The sequence below is a fragment of the Dissulfuribacter thermophilus genome (assembly GCF_001687335.1).
Taxonomy (GTDB): Bacteria; Desulfobacterota; Dissulfuribacteria; order Dissulfuribacterales; family Dissulfuribacteraceae; genus Dissulfuribacter; species Dissulfuribacter thermophilus.
This window is the reverse complement of record NZ_MAGO01000016.1, coordinates 1-17,066: the sequence shown is the minus strand read 5'-3', so window position 1 is coordinate 17,066 and position 17,066 is coordinate 1. Positions and strand designations below refer to the sequence as shown.

General features: G+C 42.0%; 16 protein-coding genes and 1 pseudogene. 11 read left to right on the top strand and 6 right to left on the bottom strand.

The genetic code is table 11. The features are described 5' to 3' along the window. The first annotated feature begins 67 nt into the window (after positions 1-67). From DBT_RS11175 to DBT_RS11140, 8 genes are all read left to right on the top strand, one after another. Positions 68-544 carry a hypothetical protein gene (locus DBT_RS11175; RefSeq protein ID WP_067620664.1) on the top strand — a complete coding sequence of 159 codons (477 nt, stop codon included), beginning with the start codon at positions 68-70 and terminating at the stop codon, positions 542-544. After that, a complete protein-coding gene (locus DBT_RS11170; protein ID WP_083186787.1) occupies positions 541-2,142 on the top strand; it encodes a two-component system sensor histidine kinase NtrB in 1,602 nt (533 codons plus the stop codon). The genes DBT_RS11175 and DBT_RS11170 overlap by 4 nt, the downstream gene beginning before the upstream one ends. Before the next feature lie 215 nt (positions 2,143-2,357). Further along, complete coding sequence (locus DBT_RS11165) at positions 2,358-3,764, top strand: sigma-54-dependent transcriptional regulator (RefSeq protein ID WP_067620661.1); 1,407 nt, start codon at positions 2,358-2,360, stop codon at positions 3,762-3,764. A gap of 225 nt (positions 3,765-3,989) precedes the next feature. After that, positions 3,990-4,715: a redox-sensing transcriptional repressor Rex gene (locus DBT_RS11160; RefSeq protein WP_067620658.1), complete on the top strand. Its 726-nt coding sequence runs from the start codon at positions 3,990-3,992 to the stop codon at positions 4,713-4,715. Positions 4,716-4,718: 3 nt separating this feature from the next. Beyond that, positions 4,719-6,416: a sulfite exporter TauE/SafE family protein gene (locus DBT_RS11155; RefSeq protein ID WP_067620655.1), complete on the top strand. Its 1,698-nt coding sequence runs from the start codon at positions 4,719-4,721 to the stop codon at positions 6,414-6,416. A 54-nt stretch (positions 6,417-6,470) separates the two neighbouring features. Continuing rightward, entirely contained in the window at positions 6,471-7,079 is a 609-nt protein-coding gene (locus DBT_RS11150) for a hypothetical protein (protein ID WP_067620651.1), read from the top strand. A 40-nt stretch (positions 7,080-7,119) separates the two neighbouring features. Further along, positions 7,120-9,234 (top strand): molybdopterin-containing oxidoreductase family protein, encoded by a 2,115-nt coding sequence (locus tag DBT_RS11145; RefSeq protein WP_067620648.1) that lies wholly within the window; start codon positions 7,120-7,122, stop codon positions 9,232-9,234. Then, a complete protein-coding gene (locus DBT_RS11140; protein WP_067620645.1) occupies positions 9,231-9,683 on the top strand; it encodes a 4Fe-4S dicluster domain-containing protein in 453 nt (150 codons plus the stop codon). The genes DBT_RS11145 and DBT_RS11140 overlap by 4 nt, the downstream gene beginning before the upstream one ends. 135 nt (positions 9,684-9,818) lie before the next feature. Here DBT_RS11140 and DBT_RS11135 read toward each other — a convergent pair whose 3' ends face one another. The 5 genes and pseudogenes from DBT_RS11135 to DBT_RS11125 form a co-directional block, all read right to left on the bottom strand. After that, positions 9,819-11,093 carry a M3 family oligoendopeptidase gene (locus DBT_RS11135; RefSeq protein WP_244155358.1) on the bottom strand — a complete coding sequence of 425 codons (1,275 nt, stop codon included), beginning with the start codon at positions 11,091-11,093 and terminating at the stop codon, positions 9,819-9,821. 3 nt (positions 11,094-11,096) lie between these two features. Then, positions 11,097-11,207, bottom strand: a pseudogene (locus DBT_RS12925) (hypothetical protein); the annotation flags it as partial. Positions 11,208-11,242: 35 nt separating this feature from the next. Continuing rightward, complete coding sequence (locus tag DBT_RS12560; RefSeq protein WP_244155357.1) at positions 11,243-11,584, bottom strand: hypothetical protein; 342 nt, start codon at positions 11,582-11,584, stop codon at positions 11,243-11,245. Positions 11,585-11,587: 3 nt separating this feature from the next. Then, positions 11,588-12,001, bottom strand: a complete 414-nt coding sequence (locus DBT_RS11130) for a threonyl-tRNA synthetase editing domain-containing protein (protein ID WP_067620643.1) — start codon at positions 11,999-12,001, stop codon at positions 11,588-11,590. A gap of 12 nt (positions 12,002-12,013) precedes the next feature. After that, entirely contained in the window at positions 12,014-12,319 is a 306-nt protein-coding gene (locus tag DBT_RS11125) for a hypothetical protein (RefSeq protein WP_067620640.1), read from the bottom strand. A gap of 459 nt (positions 12,320-12,778) precedes the next feature. Between DBT_RS11125 and DBT_RS11120 the strand changes: the two genes are divergently transcribed. Beyond that, on the top strand, positions 12,779-14,854 hold the full coding sequence (locus DBT_RS11120; protein ID WP_067620637.1) for a penicillin-binding protein 1A: 2,076 nt from the start codon (positions 12,779-12,781) through the stop codon (positions 14,852-14,854). Here DBT_RS11120 and DBT_RS11115 read toward each other — a convergent pair. Continuing rightward, complete coding sequence (locus tag DBT_RS11115; RefSeq protein WP_067620635.1) at positions 14,810-15,511, bottom strand: CBS and ACT domain-containing protein; 702 nt, start codon at positions 15,509-15,511, stop codon at positions 14,810-14,812. The genes DBT_RS11120 and DBT_RS11115 overlap by 45 nt on opposite strands. A 25-nt stretch (positions 15,512-15,536) precedes the next feature. On the opposite strand from DBT_RS11115, the gene DBT_RS11110 reads away from it, so the two are divergent. Continuing rightward, positions 15,537-16,532, top strand: a complete 996-nt coding sequence (locus DBT_RS11110) for a ketopantoate reductase family protein (protein WP_067620632.1) — start codon at positions 15,537-15,539, stop codon at positions 16,530-16,532. 273 nt (positions 16,533-16,805) lie between these two features. Next, the coding region (locus DBT_RS11105; protein WP_208600912.1) for a Rho termination factor N-terminal domain-containing protein at positions 16,806-17,066 on the top strand (261 nt) is incomplete at its 3' end.

Sequence of the window (17,066 nt, the reverse complement as noted above, 5' to 3'; positions counted from 1 at the left end):
TGTTGAGTTTACCTCCTCACGATTTGGACCTCTTGACACAAAATGCATCTAGTGAGAAAAAATTAACATGTTCTTTGTAATCATATTATTATCTTTTTTACTCTTTGGAAACCCTGCTTATGCTGTTCAGGTCCATGGCCCCCCTGAAGGGCTATATGTCCACATGCTCGCCCACATCTTTTTCTCCTTAGCCATAATTTTTCTCTTATATTTATTCAAAAAGCACCCTCCAGGTAAGAGCGCAGCATGGCGTTTTTTAAAGCTGAGCCTATTCATGTTTCTCCTTTGGAATATAGATACCCTTGCAGCACACATACTATTTGTTGGAATCCCAGAGTCCTCGCTGTACATGCCATCTAATATATTTGATCATGCTCTTCTTCCTCCAATAACTGCCAAGGAGCTAATATACTATGTCCTTAGAAATGACCATCTTTTGTGCATTCCGGCAATGCTCTTTCTAGTACTCAGTCTACGAGCCTTTTCATCTAGGCGGGAAAAAGATGAAAATTGCCATATCAATGATCATGGAGGAGGGGCGTGAGTCACGGTCTCCCCCTTTTCCCTGTATATCTCATGGATTTTTTGGGCGCAATCCTAATGGTGTGCCTATCTATTATGGCCTTTAGATACGCAAAGGATTTGGTGACAAAACATCCTAAAAGCGTACTCTTTTCATATCTATTTTGGCTCTCAATTTCATTTGTTGCCCTCTCTATCTCAAGGAGTTTTGGACATGCAGTTCGTTTCATCTTGATGTTTTGGGGAGAGACCGGGCTTTGGAAACTGATAAGCCCTTTTAGCGGCGGTCTCAATACAATGACCTTTGTCTCTGTCGGGATACTGACCTTCTATTATCCGAATATCAGAGGGGTAATGGCCTTGATAAGAGAAGAGGCTGAAGCCGTGAGGTCGGCTAAGGAGGAACTTGAAGCAACTCACAGGGAGTTACGGGAACTCAATCGAACCCTGGAAGATAGGGTGAGGATCAGGACACAAGAACTCATGCTCTCCCAACAAAAATTTAGAAGGCTCTTTGAGAATTCTAAGGATGCCATTTTCTTTTGCGACGAAAAGGGATGCATATCAGATATGAACCAAAGTGGCGTTGAACTACTTGGGTATACTGAAAAAGAGGAAGTAGTCGGGCTCCCTATGAAGGAGTTTTTCAATAAACCAATGGAATGGAGGACATATTATGCCAGTATATGTAGAGATGGATTTATCAAAGATTTTGAGGCAGAATTTTTAAAGAAGGATGGATCCACCATAAACATGATAATAAGCGCTGCGGCCATAAGGGATGAAAAAGGGAAACCCACTGGTTGCGAAGGCATTGCGAAGGATATAACGGCATTCAAAAAGATGACTGAAAAACTCATCTATTCTGAAAAAATGGCCGCTATAGGCCAGTTGGCTGCAGGAGTGGCACATGAGATCAATACCCCTCTAGGGATCATTTTGGGATATACACAACTTTTAAAGGAAGACTTCGAAAACGATCAAGAGATTTTAAAAGAATTGGAAATAGTTGAAAAACAGACAAAAAACTGTAAGAGAATAGTCTCGGATCTTTTGAGCTTTGCGCGATCTACATCAACTGCTAAGTTTGATGAAGTGGATGTTAATGAGTGCCTTAAACATACTGTAGCCCTCATTAGACACTCATTGGAGATGGATCAAATCGAACTGGTATTGGAACTGACTGAATCCATTCCCAAAATTTATGGAGATAAGGATAGAATTAGTCAGGTCTTTTTGAATATCCTCACAAATGCCCATCAAGCTATTGGAGAAAAGGGCTTGGTGATGATAAGGACCAGATACGACACTAAGAAAATGCGTGTTTTTATAGAGATAGGTGATTCTGGTCCTGGGGTCCCTGATGAGATAAAGACAAAGATGTTTGATCCATTTTTTACTACTAAACCCGTGGGTAAGGGCACTGGATTGGGACTTAGCGTATCTTACGGGATTATCAAGGAGCTTAAGGGAGTTATTGAGGTGTTTTCTCCACCTGAGGATGAAATTTTTAGGAAAAAGGGAATCAATACTGTTTTCACAATAGAACTCCCTTTAGAAAGTGATGGCCCAGAGCCAGAGAATCCAATAGTTCAAAGGTACTGTATGTGTGAGAGGTAAAAAAGATGAAGGAAAAATCTCCTAAAACTAGATCTTGGAAGAGGCATAAAGAATTCAAATGTCAGATATGCGATAGAAAATTACCATTTTGTTGGAATTGTCCTTGTGGTTTTCAGATTTGTGACGATTGTCTCAAGGAAAATTTGTGGGGTATGAGTAATGGCCCTACTTGGATCTGCCCTGATTGCGGAAGAGTTCGGATGTTTTAGAAAAAAATGCCAAAGGTATCTAAACTATTAGTGGTAGATGATGAAAAAGACCTTTGTCTAATGCTAAAGCGCCTTTTTGAGCGTAAGGGGAATTATACTGTAATCACATCAAATTCCCCATTTGAGGCCCTGCGTATAATAAAAGAATGGCGCCCTGATGTTGTTATCACTGACGTTAAAATGGAGGGCATGAGTGGAATAGACCTCCTAAAAGAGATAGTAAAACTAAAGCTTGTTTGTTCAGTCATAGTAATCACAGGTTACGGCACTGTTGAGATGGCAGTGGAGGCACTGAAGTTGGGAGCGTACGATTTTATTGAAAAACCATTTGACAATACAAAGGTGTTTCATGCTGTGAACCGGGCAGTAGAGAGGACAAGGCTTCTACGGGAAAATGAAAGGCTCACCCAGGCTGTTAAGACAGAGTATGACTTTTATGGGATCATAGGGTCATCGCAACCGATTCAAGAAGTAAAGACACTTATAAGACAGGTAGCAGATTCAGACGAAACAGTTCTTATCAGAGGAGAAAGCGGCACTGGTAAAGAGCTTGCAGCCCGAGCGATTCACGCCCTTAGTAGGAGATCAAAGAGACAATTAATTTCAGTAAATTGTGCTGCTCTTCCTGAAAATATCCTGGAAAGTGAACTATTTGGTTATGAAAAGGGGGCGTTTACTGGAGCAGTGAACGATAAAAAGGGGCTTTTCATCGAGGCAAATAGGTCATCAATATTGCTCGATGAGATCGGAGAGATGCCAGTTTCGCTGCAGACAAAGCTTTTACGAGTTTTACAAGAAAAAGAAGTCAGGCCCCTTGGATCTACCCGTAATGTATCAATTGACGTCAGAGTAATTGCATCTACCAATAGAGATCTAGAGGAAGCTATGGCTAATGGCTCTTTTAGGGAGGACCTTTATTATAGGCTGAATGTTGTCACAATTTACATGCCCCCCCTTAGGAATATGAAAGAAGATATTCCTCTTTTGGCACATCATTTTTTAAAAAAATTTTCAATTCAGTTTCAGAAAGAGGGTATCACTCTTTCTGAAGATGCACTGATATGTCTGAGTCAAAATTCATGGCGGGGAAACATTCGAGAGCTTGAAAATACCATAAAGCGGGCCGTGCTTTTAAATCAGACTGGAAAAATAGAGGCTCAGGATATTGTTTGTAATCAGAATAGCCAGGGAAACCGTCCCTGCGGAAATGTCCTATTTGATGAGCTTCTGTCAAAATCTTATAGTGTCGCTAAAAAAGAGCTAATAACAAATTTTTCAATAAGATATATTGAAAATGTCCTTTCTAGGACCAAGGGGAATGTAACAGAGGCTGCTAGAATTAGCGGCATGGAACGTCAGGCCCTCCAACGACTCCTCAGGCAATACGGAATAAAATCATCTCATTTTAAATAGTAACTTACTGCAACAAATATTAGTCAGCGCAACAGAAATGTTTCACAAAGACATACCTTCTTTCTCTCCTTTGAATTTCATTTTTCTATAACGCTTTGATATTGTTCAAAAATATTTTTTTCTCAAGACAACAATAGTTGGCATCCCTTTTGCGAACTTTAGCACAAGTTCGCTTAAGCGATTTTTTGTCTGTCTCGAGACAGAGAAAACGAAAGGGGGATGTAAATGGAAAAGGTAAAAAAGATCCCCTCAGCCACCATCTTTAGGTTGTCTGTCTACAGACAGCACCTCCAGGTGCTGAGGCAACAAGGGAGGAAGACAATTTCGTCTGTTCAACTTGCCTGTGCGGCAAGGGTCAATCCAGCGCAACTCAGGAAGGATCTTTCCTATTTTGGGAAGTTTGGAGTGCCTGGAGTTGGCTATGATGTCGATGGATTACTTCAAGAATTATCAATGATTTTGGGAGCTAGGCAGTCTTGGAAACTGTGTCTATTGGGTGCAGGAAAAGTAGGCAAGGCAATTGTGATGAGTGGTCAGTTTGAAAGACGAGGCTATTTCGTAGAGGCAATTTTTGACTCCAGGGATGAAGTTATAGGCACAAATATAGGGGGAGGCCTGATTGTCCACTCTGTTACTGTGGCCAGGAGGCTCATCCCTCAAAAAGACGTGGCCCTATGCATGGTGATTGAAGAAGTTCCATCTCTTGATGAGGCAGTAAATGAACTCCTATTAGCAGGAATAAAAGGGTTTTTGAGTTTTGTCCCTGTGGGGCAGGCTGTTCCTCCCAACATTCCTGTTCAATATATGGATTTTAGTACTTTCCTAGATGCTCTCACATATACACTCACTCACAATAAAGAGGGGGAGTCTGAATTTTTTTTAGAAAATGGTGGTCATGTCTGTTTTCCAAATAGCGATGTGGCCTGTGTACAAAAAAGTATAGGAGGTTAGCGCATGAAGAACGAATACAAATTCAATTCTAAAGTTAGCATATTTTTAGCATCTTTATTTGTAGGGATAATCTTTTTTGCTTCCAATTGTTTTTCAGCACCCACGGCCTACCTGGATGCAAAAGAATACGGTGCTGGCCAACAGGTTACCATAAAGGGAAAAATTGATCCCGGACAGGATCTCTACCTTGTTCTCTGTACAGATAAGCTTTTTAGACCGCTAGATGCCCCTGGTGACAAGGAAAGGGAAAAGCTCACAAAATTATTTGATGATACTGCTATTCCGCCCATTTACTATCTCATTACAAATACACCTGATTATTTTGCAACACCAAAGGGGGTACCAAAAGGCCAAAAGAAAGGCCTCTTTGCCTTTCCACCTTTTAAGTACACTGTGAGGGTCAATAAGATAAAAAAGTGGGATGAGATACCGTCTCATGTAAAAGGTTTTTTGGGGCCTATTAACTCAAAGGAACAGTGGGATTTTTTGAGGTTCACCCACGAAAAGAAATTCGGCATCAACACCATCACTAAGGAACGTCCTGTAGGTGGTGGAAATTCCAGGATGGTCCTAACTGATTACACAGTCCAGAAGGAGGCATGGAACAAGGGTGTAAGCATTAAATTAGATAAAGAGACCGGGGATTTTACAGTAGTTATAACTCCTTATAAGAATATCGCTCCCGGAACTAAAATGGCCATATGGGTCAATGGCGAAAAGAGTGCTACCTACATAGTCAAGCCTGCAGGCTTTTTCTTTAAGACTGCGAATACGTACATGAATCCGCTTGTGGTTTTACTAGGAGCATTCCTGATAGGTGTGCTATTTGTCATCATGGGTGCTGCAGGCGGGTTATTTACTGCTGCATTTCAGATAACGGTTCTGGGCACTAAGGGGCCAATAGGAATAAATGCAGCAAATACCGTAAAACCAACTAACTTATTTCTTACTTTATGCTCGCCAATAACAGGCCTAATAAGCTATTTTAAGGACCGCCGTTTTGCCTGGCCCGTAGCCATATTCTTTGCAATTGGTATTCTCATTGGTGCCTTCTTCCTTGGACCTACATTTTCTGCCAAGTATCTCCCAATGAAGGCATACAAGTTTTATCTAGGAATTATCTGTCTCCTCATCGGAATAAAGCTATTCCATGAAAGTCTCCCCAGTACCATTGAAAAGAAGAAGGCCCTTAAGGCCATTGTTCAGAAGTTCAATCAGGCTGTGAAAGAGGCCAAAAAGACTGGCAAGGCAGCAGAACTTGGAAAGGTAGAATTTGATAAATTCAACATCATTAAATTCGATATGAGATTTTGGGGAGAGACCTTTGTGGCACGTCCCCTGGCCATGCTCATTGGTGGCATCCTTATGGGAATGATAGCAGCCTCATTTGGTGTTGGCGGTGGATTCATGTTCATGCCTTTTATGACTTCGATAATGGGTTATCCCATGTATCTTGCTGTCCCCATCGCCCTTGCAGGCACCTTTGCAACCAGTGTCGGTGGAATAACCAAATATATCCTCCTTGGATATTCGCCAGATTGGCTTATGGCAGTGTGCATCGCAGCTGGCGCTATCGGTGGAGGAATGGTTGGACCAAAGATCCAAAAAAGGCTCCCTGAGATCTTTTTAAAGAGACTGCTCGCCCTGGCTCTAATCATTGTCTTCATGAAGTACACCCAGTTGTTGTGGTTCATGAGATAAGAAGTTTTGGCAGGATTTGTGTGAGATAAGAGAATGTTAGCTGGAGGTACACGTATGTTTGAGGCTATGATCTCCATGCTAGATTGGTTATGGCTGGATTTAATTGTCCCTGTAATGTCAATGGTAGGAGAAGGACTCTATAGGGTCTCTATAGGGATCTTCTCCAGCCTGGGCATACCCATATCATTATCCATTTTCCTGATAGGGATTCTTACATCAATTATTTCATTGATAATTAGAGTGATTTTGAAGGTAGATGTACGGGAAAGGGTCTTTCAGGAGAAGATTCAAAGGAAAAGAGAGCTCCAAGAGGGAATTTCAGCAATAGAGGACTGGAAAGTCCAAAAGGTCCTTACCAAAGCTACAGACGAGGAAATTGATGAAGTTTATAATACTTTTCTGTCTAATAAATTCGCATGGTTTGGAAGTACGTATTTAGTCCCCATATTTCTGGTCCTCTATTGGTTGGACACTATTCCAGAACTCAATGGAGTCAGGTTTGTAGTTGAATTCCCACCAAATCCCCTGGGACTTCCTGGTCTGAGTGTTGCTTTAACCTTTTTCCTCGGCTATCTGCCAGGGATTTTCCTGTTGACAAAACTAAAGTCAGCTAGGGTCGAAAAGGAAAGGGGCAAACCAGGTAAAAGAGTTTTAGCCGGTTAAGGATTTCGGATTTAAAACATTATTATCTAAAGGAGGCTTTATGGCAAAGACCGTATGGAGTATGTGCGGCATGTGTTCTGTCCGCTGCCCGATACGGGTGGAGGTAGATGATGGAGAAATCAAGTGGATAGAGGGAAATCCTCATATTCTTGGGCGTTCCTTATGCGCCAAGGGAACTGCTGGAATTTCACTATATAGAGATTGTGAAAGGCCTCAGACCCCACTAATTAGACGAGGGGGCAGAGGTGCAGGAAAATGGGATCCTGTTAGCTGGGAGACAGCCATAGAATATGTTGGAGAAAAGCTTGAGAAGATTATTTCTCAATATGGAGCACGCTCTGTCGTCCTTAGTTGTAGAGGAGGGCCATTTGTGGACCTTCCCAAGGCCTTTATTCACGCCTTAGGTTCACCGAATTTCACAAATCATGATAGTGCCTGTGGAAGAAATGTTCATCATTCAAGTCTTTCTGTATACGGCCTGGGTAGAAAGGGGTTTGTATATGACATAAAAAATTCTAAGCACCTGGTCCTCTTCGGAAGGAATATTCTCAGCTCCCTACGAGTCGCCGAGGTCCAACAGGTAGTCGATATGCTAGAGAAGGGCGGAAGCCTTACTTATGTGGATGTAAGGCAGACACTGACAGGGATAAAGGCCACAAGATTTTTTTTAGTGAGACCTGGGACAGATTATGCACTTGCCCTTGGGATGATTAACGAAGTCATCCGTAGGGGGGCATATGATAAGGAGTTCATAGAAAAAAATGTTGTTGGCTTTGATGAACTAGCAAAGTTCGTGGAACCATATACAGCAGAATGGGCAGCCAAGGAGTGCGGTGTAAAGGCCGGGAAGATCAAGGAGTTTGTAGCTGAAATTGCCACACAGCGTCCATCTGTGATCTTTCATCCAGGCTGGATGATGTCTAGATATAAGGACTCTTTTTATGCAACGAGGGCTCTACATATCTTAAATGTCTTAATGGGGAACATAGAAGTTACTGGTGGCCAGATTTTTTCTAAAGGTCCAGGGGATTGTGGAGTAAAGGGCCTCAGAAGCCTTGATGCACAGGTACCTAAACCAGAAGAGAGACGAGCAGATGGAGTTGGCTGGCGATACAAGCACTTTGATAAGGGGCCAGGACTCTTTCATCTCTTTTATGATGCGATGATTACAGAAGATCCGTATCCAATCAAGGCGCTAATTTGTTACAGGCACGATCCTTTCAGCTGTTTCCCTGATCCTCAGGCCCAAAAAGAGGCGCTAGAAAAATGTGATCTCCTTGTATCCATAGATACCCACTACAGCGAATTTGGCTGGTTTAGCGACGTGATTCTCCCTGAATCGACCTATCTTGAAAGAGATAGCATGATTGCCACACAAAAGGGGGCCAAACCAAGGTTCATTGTTCGGAGGCAGGCAGTTGAGCCGAAGTTCAACACAAGAGCATCATGGGAGATCTTCAAGCTCCTGGCCGATAGACTTGGGATAGGACAATACTTCCCTTATGAGACCATTGAAGATCTATGGCAGTGGCAGTTAGAGCCTACTGGTTTTTCAATTGAGGACTTTGAAGAAAAGGGATTTGTTTCATTGACGGAAAAGCCCATTATGTATGATAGGAACAACCTTCATGGAAAGTTCAAGACCCCGTCTGGAAAAATTGAATTTGTAAGCCAGAGGCTCGAAGAGGCCGGGCTTCCATCCTTTAAACCTTATGAGTCTCCACTTCATCCTCCACAGGGGAAATTCAGGCTCGTCTTTGGACGCACTCCAGTGCATTCCCACAGTATGACTATCAATAATCCAATGCTCCATGAACTCATGCCAGAGAATACCTTATGGATGAATAGAAGAGCAGCTGAAAAGTTGGGTATCAAAGAAGGAGACCTAGTTGATGTTGTATCCGATACACAAAAAGGAGTTATTAAGGTCCATGTGACAGAGTTTATACATCCTGAGGCGGTTTATACAGTTCATGGCTTTGGCAGACAGGTTCCACTTCAGTCAAGGGCCTATCATTCAGGTATGAGCGACCAGAAACTCATGGAAGGTCTACTTTTAGCCATGGATGTGGCTGGAGGTGGCCTATGTCTTTGTGAAAAATTCGTGACAGTGAGAAAGAGCCCACGCAATCGTAAAAGGAGGGTGGAATTATGAATCGATATGCAATATACCTGAATTCAAAAAGATGCATTGGCTGTCATGGTTGCGAACTCCACTGTAAGTCCAATAAAGGACTTCCAGTGGGCCCCATACTTTGCGAGATAAAACATAAAGCTCTAAAAAATGTTAGAGGAGTTCCCAAAACGGAATTTCAGTTCCAGACCTGTTATCATTGTGACGAACCATTCTGTGTACCAATCTGTCCAACTGGTGCAATGAAAAAGAGGGAAGATGGCATCGTCTATGTAGATGAGGAAAAGTGTTTTGGGTGTATGGCCTGTCAGGGTGCATGTCCATGGCATATTCCCCAGTTCAACCCTGATACTGGGAAGGCTATTAAATGCGATTATTGTATGGATAGGATAGATTCAGGCTTAAAACCAGCCTGTGTAACAAAGTGTACGACCCATGCCTTGAAATTGGTTGAACTGAGAGAGGTGTAAGCTTTCAATAACTTTGCATTGTCAGGCGATTTAACTAATGAAATACCCACGTTTGCTTGGCATCGTCGGAACATATACTAGTCGATGTGTTAAAAGGGGAGTGGAGGGGGGAGGGGGGAACCCTCCCTCAATAAATTAGACATTTACACTATCTACCATTTCGTCGATCTTTTTGAGGCCTTCATTCCAAAAAGCTGTATCATTCAAATCAATGTTAAATGGTTCAAGGAGTTCGTAGGGATCACTTTTCCCACCTGATGAGAGTAGGTCTATGTATTTTTCAACAAAGCCATCTTGGCCCTGTTCAAACATGCTTATTAAGGATAAGACCAATAATTCTCCAAAGGCATAGGAATAGACGTATCCGGGAGCGTGGATAAAATGGCTTATATAGGACCACCAATGGCTGTATTCATCTGTGAGCTCTACTGAATCTCCAAACATGGCCTTTTGGGTCTCGTACCAGAATTTTCCAAATTCCTGTGGCGAAAGTTCTCCCTTTGTCCTACGAGCATTGTGGATGGCATCCTCGAACCTATTCATAGCAATCTGTCTAAAAACCGTCGCGAAAATGCTCTCCACCTTTTCACATATGAGGGCTCTACGGACTTTTTCATCTTGAAAACGCTCTAAGAGCTTTTTGAATACAAGCATCTCTCCAAAGACTGAAGCCGTTTCAGCCAGGGGAAGAGGTGTATGTGAATTGAAATAACCAACTTTTCTCGAAAGGTATTGATGGATTCCGTGTCCTAGTTCATGGGCGAGAGTTTCGACATCACGGATCTTTCCAGTATAGTTCACGAGAATATAGGGGTGAGCCTCAGGAACAGTTGAATGCGAAAAGGCTCCACTTGTTTTACCTGGAAGCACTGGTGCATGAATCCATCTTTCTTCAAAAAAGCGTTCTCCTATTTGGCCAAATGTCTCTGAAAAATCATAATATGCACTGAGTACGATCTCCTTAGCTTCCTCCCATGGTATGATCTCATCTGGGATTCCTTCAATGGGGGCGTACCTATCGTAGTCATAGAGTTTATCTAGGCCGAGAATTTGTCTTTTTTTATCATAGTATTTTTCCACTATTGAATAGTGATCGGTCACACACTTTACGAGTACATCGACTGTTTCGTCTTGTATCTCGTTAGTAAGGTTCATGTAGCTTAACCAGTTGGGGTACTTTCTTAACCTATCTTCAATGGCCTTATCTTGGAGCACTGTGTTAAAACAATGGGTAAGCACGTGTTCTTGTGTTAAAAGGCCCTGGGTAAAATCCTTATGTGCCTTGATTCGAATCGATCTGTCTGGGGAATAGAGGTCTGAGAGTACCTGTTCCTGACTCCTTTTTTCCTCTCCAAACTCAAGAGTGGCCATAACTTTTTCAAAAAGGGTAATCCAACTCGACCTTCCCACTGGGCTGGTTTCTATCAGGATTTTTTCCTCAGCCTCTGTTAGTGTGTGTGGTGAAAAACGCCTTAGGAAGGTGAGGTAGTGTCTATAGTCTTTAAGGCACGGATTATTTAGGATAGAATTAGCGGCGTCACTTGGGACCTTTTGCCATTCTAATTCAAAAAAACTAGGTGTCTTTGAAGAGCTGCCCCGTTTTCCCTGACCTTTTGTAGAAAAGCGCTCTTTTGTGGATTGGTACAGTCGGTTGAAAAATCAAGCTGAGCAAATGAAGAGATCTTGGCAAACTTTGCGCTAAGGTATTCTATTTTTTTTACAAGTTCTAACAATTCTTCTGGAGATAGGTCTTTGACCTTCCCAGCATATTGGGCCTCAATGCTTTTTGCCTCTTCGATGACTTCGACTGTGTCATCTGTTATGCGTTTGTCGTCTGAACCATTATACAGATGAGAGAGATCCCATATTACATCTTTTGTACCAAGTTTATCATTTGTCATGTTCTATAACTCCTTAAAGACTTTTGCCAGAGATTCGCCACTTACATGTATTGACCATTCATTTAAATAACCGTAGGGTGTTTCACCCACAGTATAACCACTGTTTTCAAGCCTTTTTTTTGCCTGGTCAATTTTGGGTTGGGCAAACCAGGAAGGGGCCTTACTGGATGAAAGATGATTAAATGAGTGAAAGACTACAGTTTTTGTGGAGAATTTTCCTGAAATCCATTTGATGTTTTTTACCAGTTTTCTAACGAGTTCCGGTCCCTTTTCTAGGTCTTCTTCCTCAAATTGGAAGAAGACCACTACAGTATTGGACCATTTGGCACCCTGGGTGGATACATCCTCTACGTGATCGAGGACCTTCTTAAATGGCCTGTATTCAAAGGATTTGGCAAAAAAAAGTAGGAGTTTCAATGTGGATCTTGCCTACATAGATTGACTTGCTTTTGGCTGTTCCTTGAGTGCATAGTTTAGTGCGTTTCCGTTTTCTATGGCAATCCATCTTCCGTCTTTTAAAAAACACCATCTTTTGCCATCAAACCTTGCCACAATAGCGCCATGATAACGCATCATCGTCTCAACCTGCCTTATGGTGTAAGGAACTTCACCGCCTTCAACTATGCGAATCTCTCCTGTCTTGGAAAGGTAAAAAACGCCACCATAAACCGCACCAATAATCAATGCCGTTAGAGTTATTGTTAAAAAAAAGTTTTTAAGGTCTTTTTGAATCATAAATTAATTTTAACAATCCTAGGAACAGAGTCAAGATTTTTCATTCCTAATTTGGTCAAAAGGGCACAAGAAAATATCTTATGCCTTTTAGATTGTCAAGTTTGAATAATTAATAATAAACGTTGAAATTATAAGATTTTCTGATAAATTTTTATTTCACCTAAATTTTGCAAATGGCGAGTTTGCCTGAGATGCTAGGCGCGAGGGGTGCAGACGTACTTAGGTACTTCAAGCCCCTCGCAACAAGGCAGATCGGGCGAAATCGCCATTTCCGAAGGGCGGCAAAGGGGGGCAAAAAATACGGCCCATGCCTAATTGAAAAAATGAATATTATGTATGGATTTGTTTTATCCAACATGCTGTAATAATATTTAAAAAACCATCTTTGCCCCCCTTTGCCGTGCAAAATTTAGGTCTCAATCTTTTCACTATATGACCCATGAGTTAATATGAAAAGCTATGAGTTATCTCCGAAAGAAAACCCGTAGAAAGTCACGTTCATCATCTCAACGAATTTTAGGTCCAAGGTTTTTAATTTTTTCCCTGTGGTTTTGGGCCGTATTCATTACCTTAGGGATAGGATGTGCATATCTCGGATATATGCTCCTAGATCTTCCAGAGATATCCAGCATAAATTCATATAGGCCCAAACAGGTAACAGAAGTTCTTGATAGAAATGGCGTTCCACTTGCCTATTGGTATGAAGAGAGGAGATGGGTAGTACCGTTGAGTGTTATGCCAGAGTTTTTGAAGGATGCATTTTTAGCTGCTGAAGATGCGAGATTTTATGAACATCCTGGCATAGATTTCCTGGGAATCATAAGGGCCTTTATAAAAAATATCGAGGCTGGAACGATTATTCAGGGCGCAAGTACTATTACCCAGCAGGTGACAAGGGCATTATTGCTTAGTCCAGAGAGGAGTTGGAGCAGAAAGATAAAAGAGGCAATTTTAGCCTGGAAAATCGACCACGTCCTTACAAAGGATGAGATTCTCGAAATATATCTTAATCACATATATTTGGGTGAGGGGGCCTATGGAGTAGAGGCAGCTTCAAGGACCTACTTCAATAAAAACGTCTGGGACCTAACCCTATCTGAAGCTGCCCTACTAGCTGGGCTTACTCAAGCTCCCAGTAAATATAACCCCCTTAAACATTTTGATAGGGCCAAAAGACGCCAATTATATGTGTTAAGGCGTATGGCAGAGGAGGGTTTTATTACAGAAGAGGAAATGAGAGATGCCATAGACGAACCTATTAGATTTCAAAAGTTTAAACTGGATACTCCAAAGGGGATCGAATATTTTCTGCAGGATCTTAGAAAGGATCTCGTTAGAAGGTATGGGGAAGAGGAACTTTACACCAGAGGGTTCATAATAAAGACAACACTTGATGCTTCGTTGCAGGAGCGTGCCTACTCAGAGGTGCAAAAAGGGATCAAAAAATTACTCTCAAGGCATCCTGAAGATAAATCTCTCAAAAAACACGTTAGAGCAGCGCTTTTGGCTATGAGGGCTGAGACTGGCGAAGTTCTTGCCATGGTCGGTGGACTTGATTTTTCGAAAAACAAATTCAATCTCGCTACGCAGGCATTGATCCAGCCAGGTTCTGCCTTCAAACCTGTTGTTTATTCTGCTGCCATGGAGAGGGGGTTGATACTACCAAATACCCTACTCGTTGACGAACCCATTTCCCTTCCAGGGCTGGACCCAGAAAATCCGTGGGAACCAGAAAACTTCGATCAAACTTACATGGGGCCTATCACCATACGTACTGCCCTAGAGCACTCCCGCAATGTCATAGCAGTTAAGGTGGCTAGGTTAGTAGGTGTAGATGCCATTAGAGAGCTCGCAAAAAAAATGGGCATTTTGAGCCCTATACCGAGGAATTTATCAATTGCCTTGGGTTCTCAAGGGGTAAAGCTTTCTGAATTGGTTCAGGCATATAGCACTTTCCCCAATCTGGGGAAAAGTGTTAGACCACAACTTCTACTGAGTATTGAGGACAGGAGTGGTAATGTTTTGGAGAGTTTTACTCCAGTTAAAAAACAGGCACTTTCTAAAGTCACCTCTTATGAGATGCTGCACCTTCTAGAAGGTGTGGTGCAGCATGGAACAGGTAGGCGTGCTAGGGCCTTGGGTGTACCTGTAGGGGGCAAGACTGGCACAACTAATGATTATCGAGATGCCTTATTCATTGGTTTTACCAGAGATGTAGTTTGTGGGGTGTGGTTAGGCCGTGACGACAGAAAGAGCCTTGGACGACTCGAGACAGGTGGAAGAGCTGCATGTCCTGTATGGACTTCCTTTATGAAGTGGACAATCGATAAATCCAGTGAACAAATGGAATTTGATGTACCACAGGGGATAGTAGTGGTACCTGTAAACAAAAGGACAGGCGAAATAGTAACCTCTTTAAGGGATCTCAACCAAAAAAAGAATATAGTATGGGAGGCACTGCCACAGAGTGCAGTGCCTGAGATAAAATCATCAAGATTTTTTCGGGACTTTAACCTCTTTTTTTGGCAAAGATGAAAGGTCTTCTTTTATTACGTATAGAATCTTGTATTTTTTACTGATGACATCTTTCATTTTTTCGAGGTCATCATCATTCATATCTTGAATTCTAATATATACTTCTCTAAAACCTTCGGGGACGTTTTCCTTTGAAGTAAGGACACTGACAACTCTAGCACCCTGTTCACGCATTGCCACAAGGAGTTCGTGGAGCGCTCCAGGTTTATCTTCCAGCTCTATCGCCAACTGGATGGGACTGTGATAAATACCAGATATACTTATCATTACCTTTAATATATCTGTCTGGGTGATGATACCCACCACTTCCCAATCCTCGTTTATAACTGGAAGCCCAGATATCTTGTTTTCCAGCATGATAACGGCCGCCCGTTCCACTGAGTCAGTCTCCACAAGGACAAGGGGGTTGGGAGTCATGATGTCTTTCACTTTTATCTCTGAGAGTAAGTAGTATAATTCGTGCACATCTAGACTCGTAGCCTTAGATGGGGCCGCCTCCTTAATGTCCCTGTCACTGACAATCCCTACCAATCGACCCTCCCTAACTACCGGGATACGTCGAATCCTGTGCTCTTTCATGAGCTGTGTTGCCTTCATTATTGACGTGTTTTCGTCCACCACTAATGGATTTTTTGCCATCCATTCTTTGACAAGCATGTTGCCTCCTTGATTGTCCTGTCAAATGGAATACATTGAACTTGAGTCATCTACTAAGCATATCGGAAAGTGTCAAGATATTATGAAGAAAAACGCAAAATTTGTAGTAATAGGGCCGGGAGCCATGGGGCTCCTTATTTCTGCCTATCTGTGTAGAGATGGGAATTCTGTAGCAATTCTCGATCATAAGCCCAAAAGGGCCTTGGCATTGAATGAGGTTGGAGTAGAGGTGGAGGAAGCTAATGGTCATGTATGGAGGGCAAGACCATTTGTAACAACTGATCCTCAGGAACTAGATGTACCAGATTTTGTCATTCTATGCACAAAGGCATATTCCCTTACAAAGGTGTTAGAAGATATCAAACAATTTATAAACGAAACTACTGTGATTGTATCCATTCAAAATGGCATAGGTCATTGGGAAAAAATACTGTCTTCTATAGAAGAGAATCCCTTATTGTTATGTTCTACTGCTCAGGGGGCGACTCTACTCGGAGAAGCCAAGGTATTTCATGCCGGAACTGGTCTGAGTTTAATTGGGCCAGCAAGAAAGGGAGACCTCAGGGAGCTTGAGGCATCAGACGAACTTAAAACTATCTTTGAAGCAGCAGGGCTTGAGGCACAAAGTGTCCCAGACATCTATCCTATTGTCTGGAGAAAACTCCTGATAAATTGTGCCATAAATCCTTTAACGGCCCTTACCCGTCGTAAGAATGGAGAGCTGTTAAGTGACAAGGGACTTGTAAAGATTCAGATGGAAATAGTGAAAGAAGTACTGGATGTTGCTAGAGCACAAGGGATAGAACTAGGACTAAGCCAAGAAGAGGCATTAACACTTGTCCATGACGTATGTAAAAAGACAGCCAAGAATACCTCATCAATGCTTCAAGATTTGATTTTTGGTCGTCCAACAGAAATAGATTTTATAAATGGAGCGGTGGTAACACTTGGAGAAAAGTTAAATGTGAATACCCCAGTAAATTTTCTGCTGACCAGTCTAGTAAGAGGCTTAAAAGGGTAAAAGCTAAATCCTGCACGGCAAAAGGGAGCAAGTACGTCTACGCTCCTTGCGCCTCGCATCGTGGGCAAACTTGCCAATTGCAGGATTTAGATAAAAGCTATTTTTTAAAAAAAGGAAATTGTAGTAGTTAGGAAAAAAAATATTGACAAACCCAATTCAATATGACTAATTTGTAAGTGCCTTCTCTGGTAGGCCTCAAAAATAATCCCATCGGCGGAACTCATATTCTTAATCAAATCCATTTAAATTTATAACAAATATGGAGTAATCAGTATGGCTGGAGACCTTGAAAACAACAACAATACATCCCAAGAATCAGAATCTGCAAAAATAAGTGAGCTACCTGCACTAAACTTATCGGACCTCAAGAAAAAGAATGTAACAGAGCTTTATAACCTTGTTAATGAGCTTGGAATAGACATTCAACCTGGTCTCAGAAAACAAGAGTTAATTTTTGCTATATTAAAAGAATATATGAAAAAAGACGGCCAGGTATATGGTGAAGGCGTACTTGAGGTCCTTCAAGATGGGTTT

What these genes read in the sequence shown, in the direction of transcription:
- DBT_RS11115 (WP_067620635.1), bottom strand. Translation starts at nt 15,511, where the DNA reads ATGCTTGTCAAAGAATGGATGGCAAAAAATCCATTAGTGGTGGACGAA.
- DBT_RS11145 (WP_067620648.1), top strand. Translation starts at nt 7,120, where the DNA reads ATGGCAAAGACCGTATGGAGTATGTGCGGCATGTGTTCTGTCCGCTGC.
- DBT_RS11165 (WP_067620661.1), top strand. Translation starts at nt 2,358, where the DNA reads ATGCCAAAGGTATCTAAACTATTAGTGGTAGATGATGAAAAAGACCTT.
- DBT_RS11150 (WP_067620651.1), top strand. Translation starts at nt 6,471, where the DNA reads ATGTTTGAGGCTATGATCTCCATGCTAGATTGGTTATGGCTGGATTTA.
- DBT_RS11140 (WP_067620645.1), top strand. Translation starts at nt 9,231, where the DNA reads ATGAATCGATATGCAATATACCTGAATTCAAAAAGATGCATTGGCTGT.
- DBT_RS11120 (WP_067620637.1), top strand. Translation starts at nt 12,779, where the DNA reads ATGAGTTATCTCCGAAAGAAAACCCGTAGAAAGTCACGTTCATCATCT.
- DBT_RS12560 (WP_244155357.1), bottom strand. Translation starts at nt 11,584, where the DNA reads ATGACAAATGATAAACTTGGTACAAAAGATGTAATATGGGATCTCTCT.
- DBT_RS11125 (WP_067620640.1), bottom strand. Translation starts at nt 12,319, where the DNA reads ATGATTCAAAAAGACCTTAAAAACTTTTTTTTAACAATAACTCTAACG.
- DBT_RS11160 (WP_067620658.1), top strand. Translation starts at nt 3,990, where the DNA reads ATGGAAAAGGTAAAAAAGATCCCCTCAGCCACCATCTTTAGGTTGTCT.
- DBT_RS11175 (WP_067620664.1), top strand. Translation starts at nt 68, where the DNA reads ATGTTCTTTGTAATCATATTATTATCTTTTTTACTCTTTGGAAACCCT.
- DBT_RS11110 (WP_067620632.1), top strand. Translation starts at nt 15,537, where the DNA reads ATGGAATACATTGAACTTGAGTCATCTACTAAGCATATCGGAAAGTGT.
- DBT_RS11155 (WP_067620655.1), top strand. Translation starts at nt 4,719, where the DNA reads ATGAAGAACGAATACAAATTCAATTCTAAAGTTAGCATATTTTTAGCA.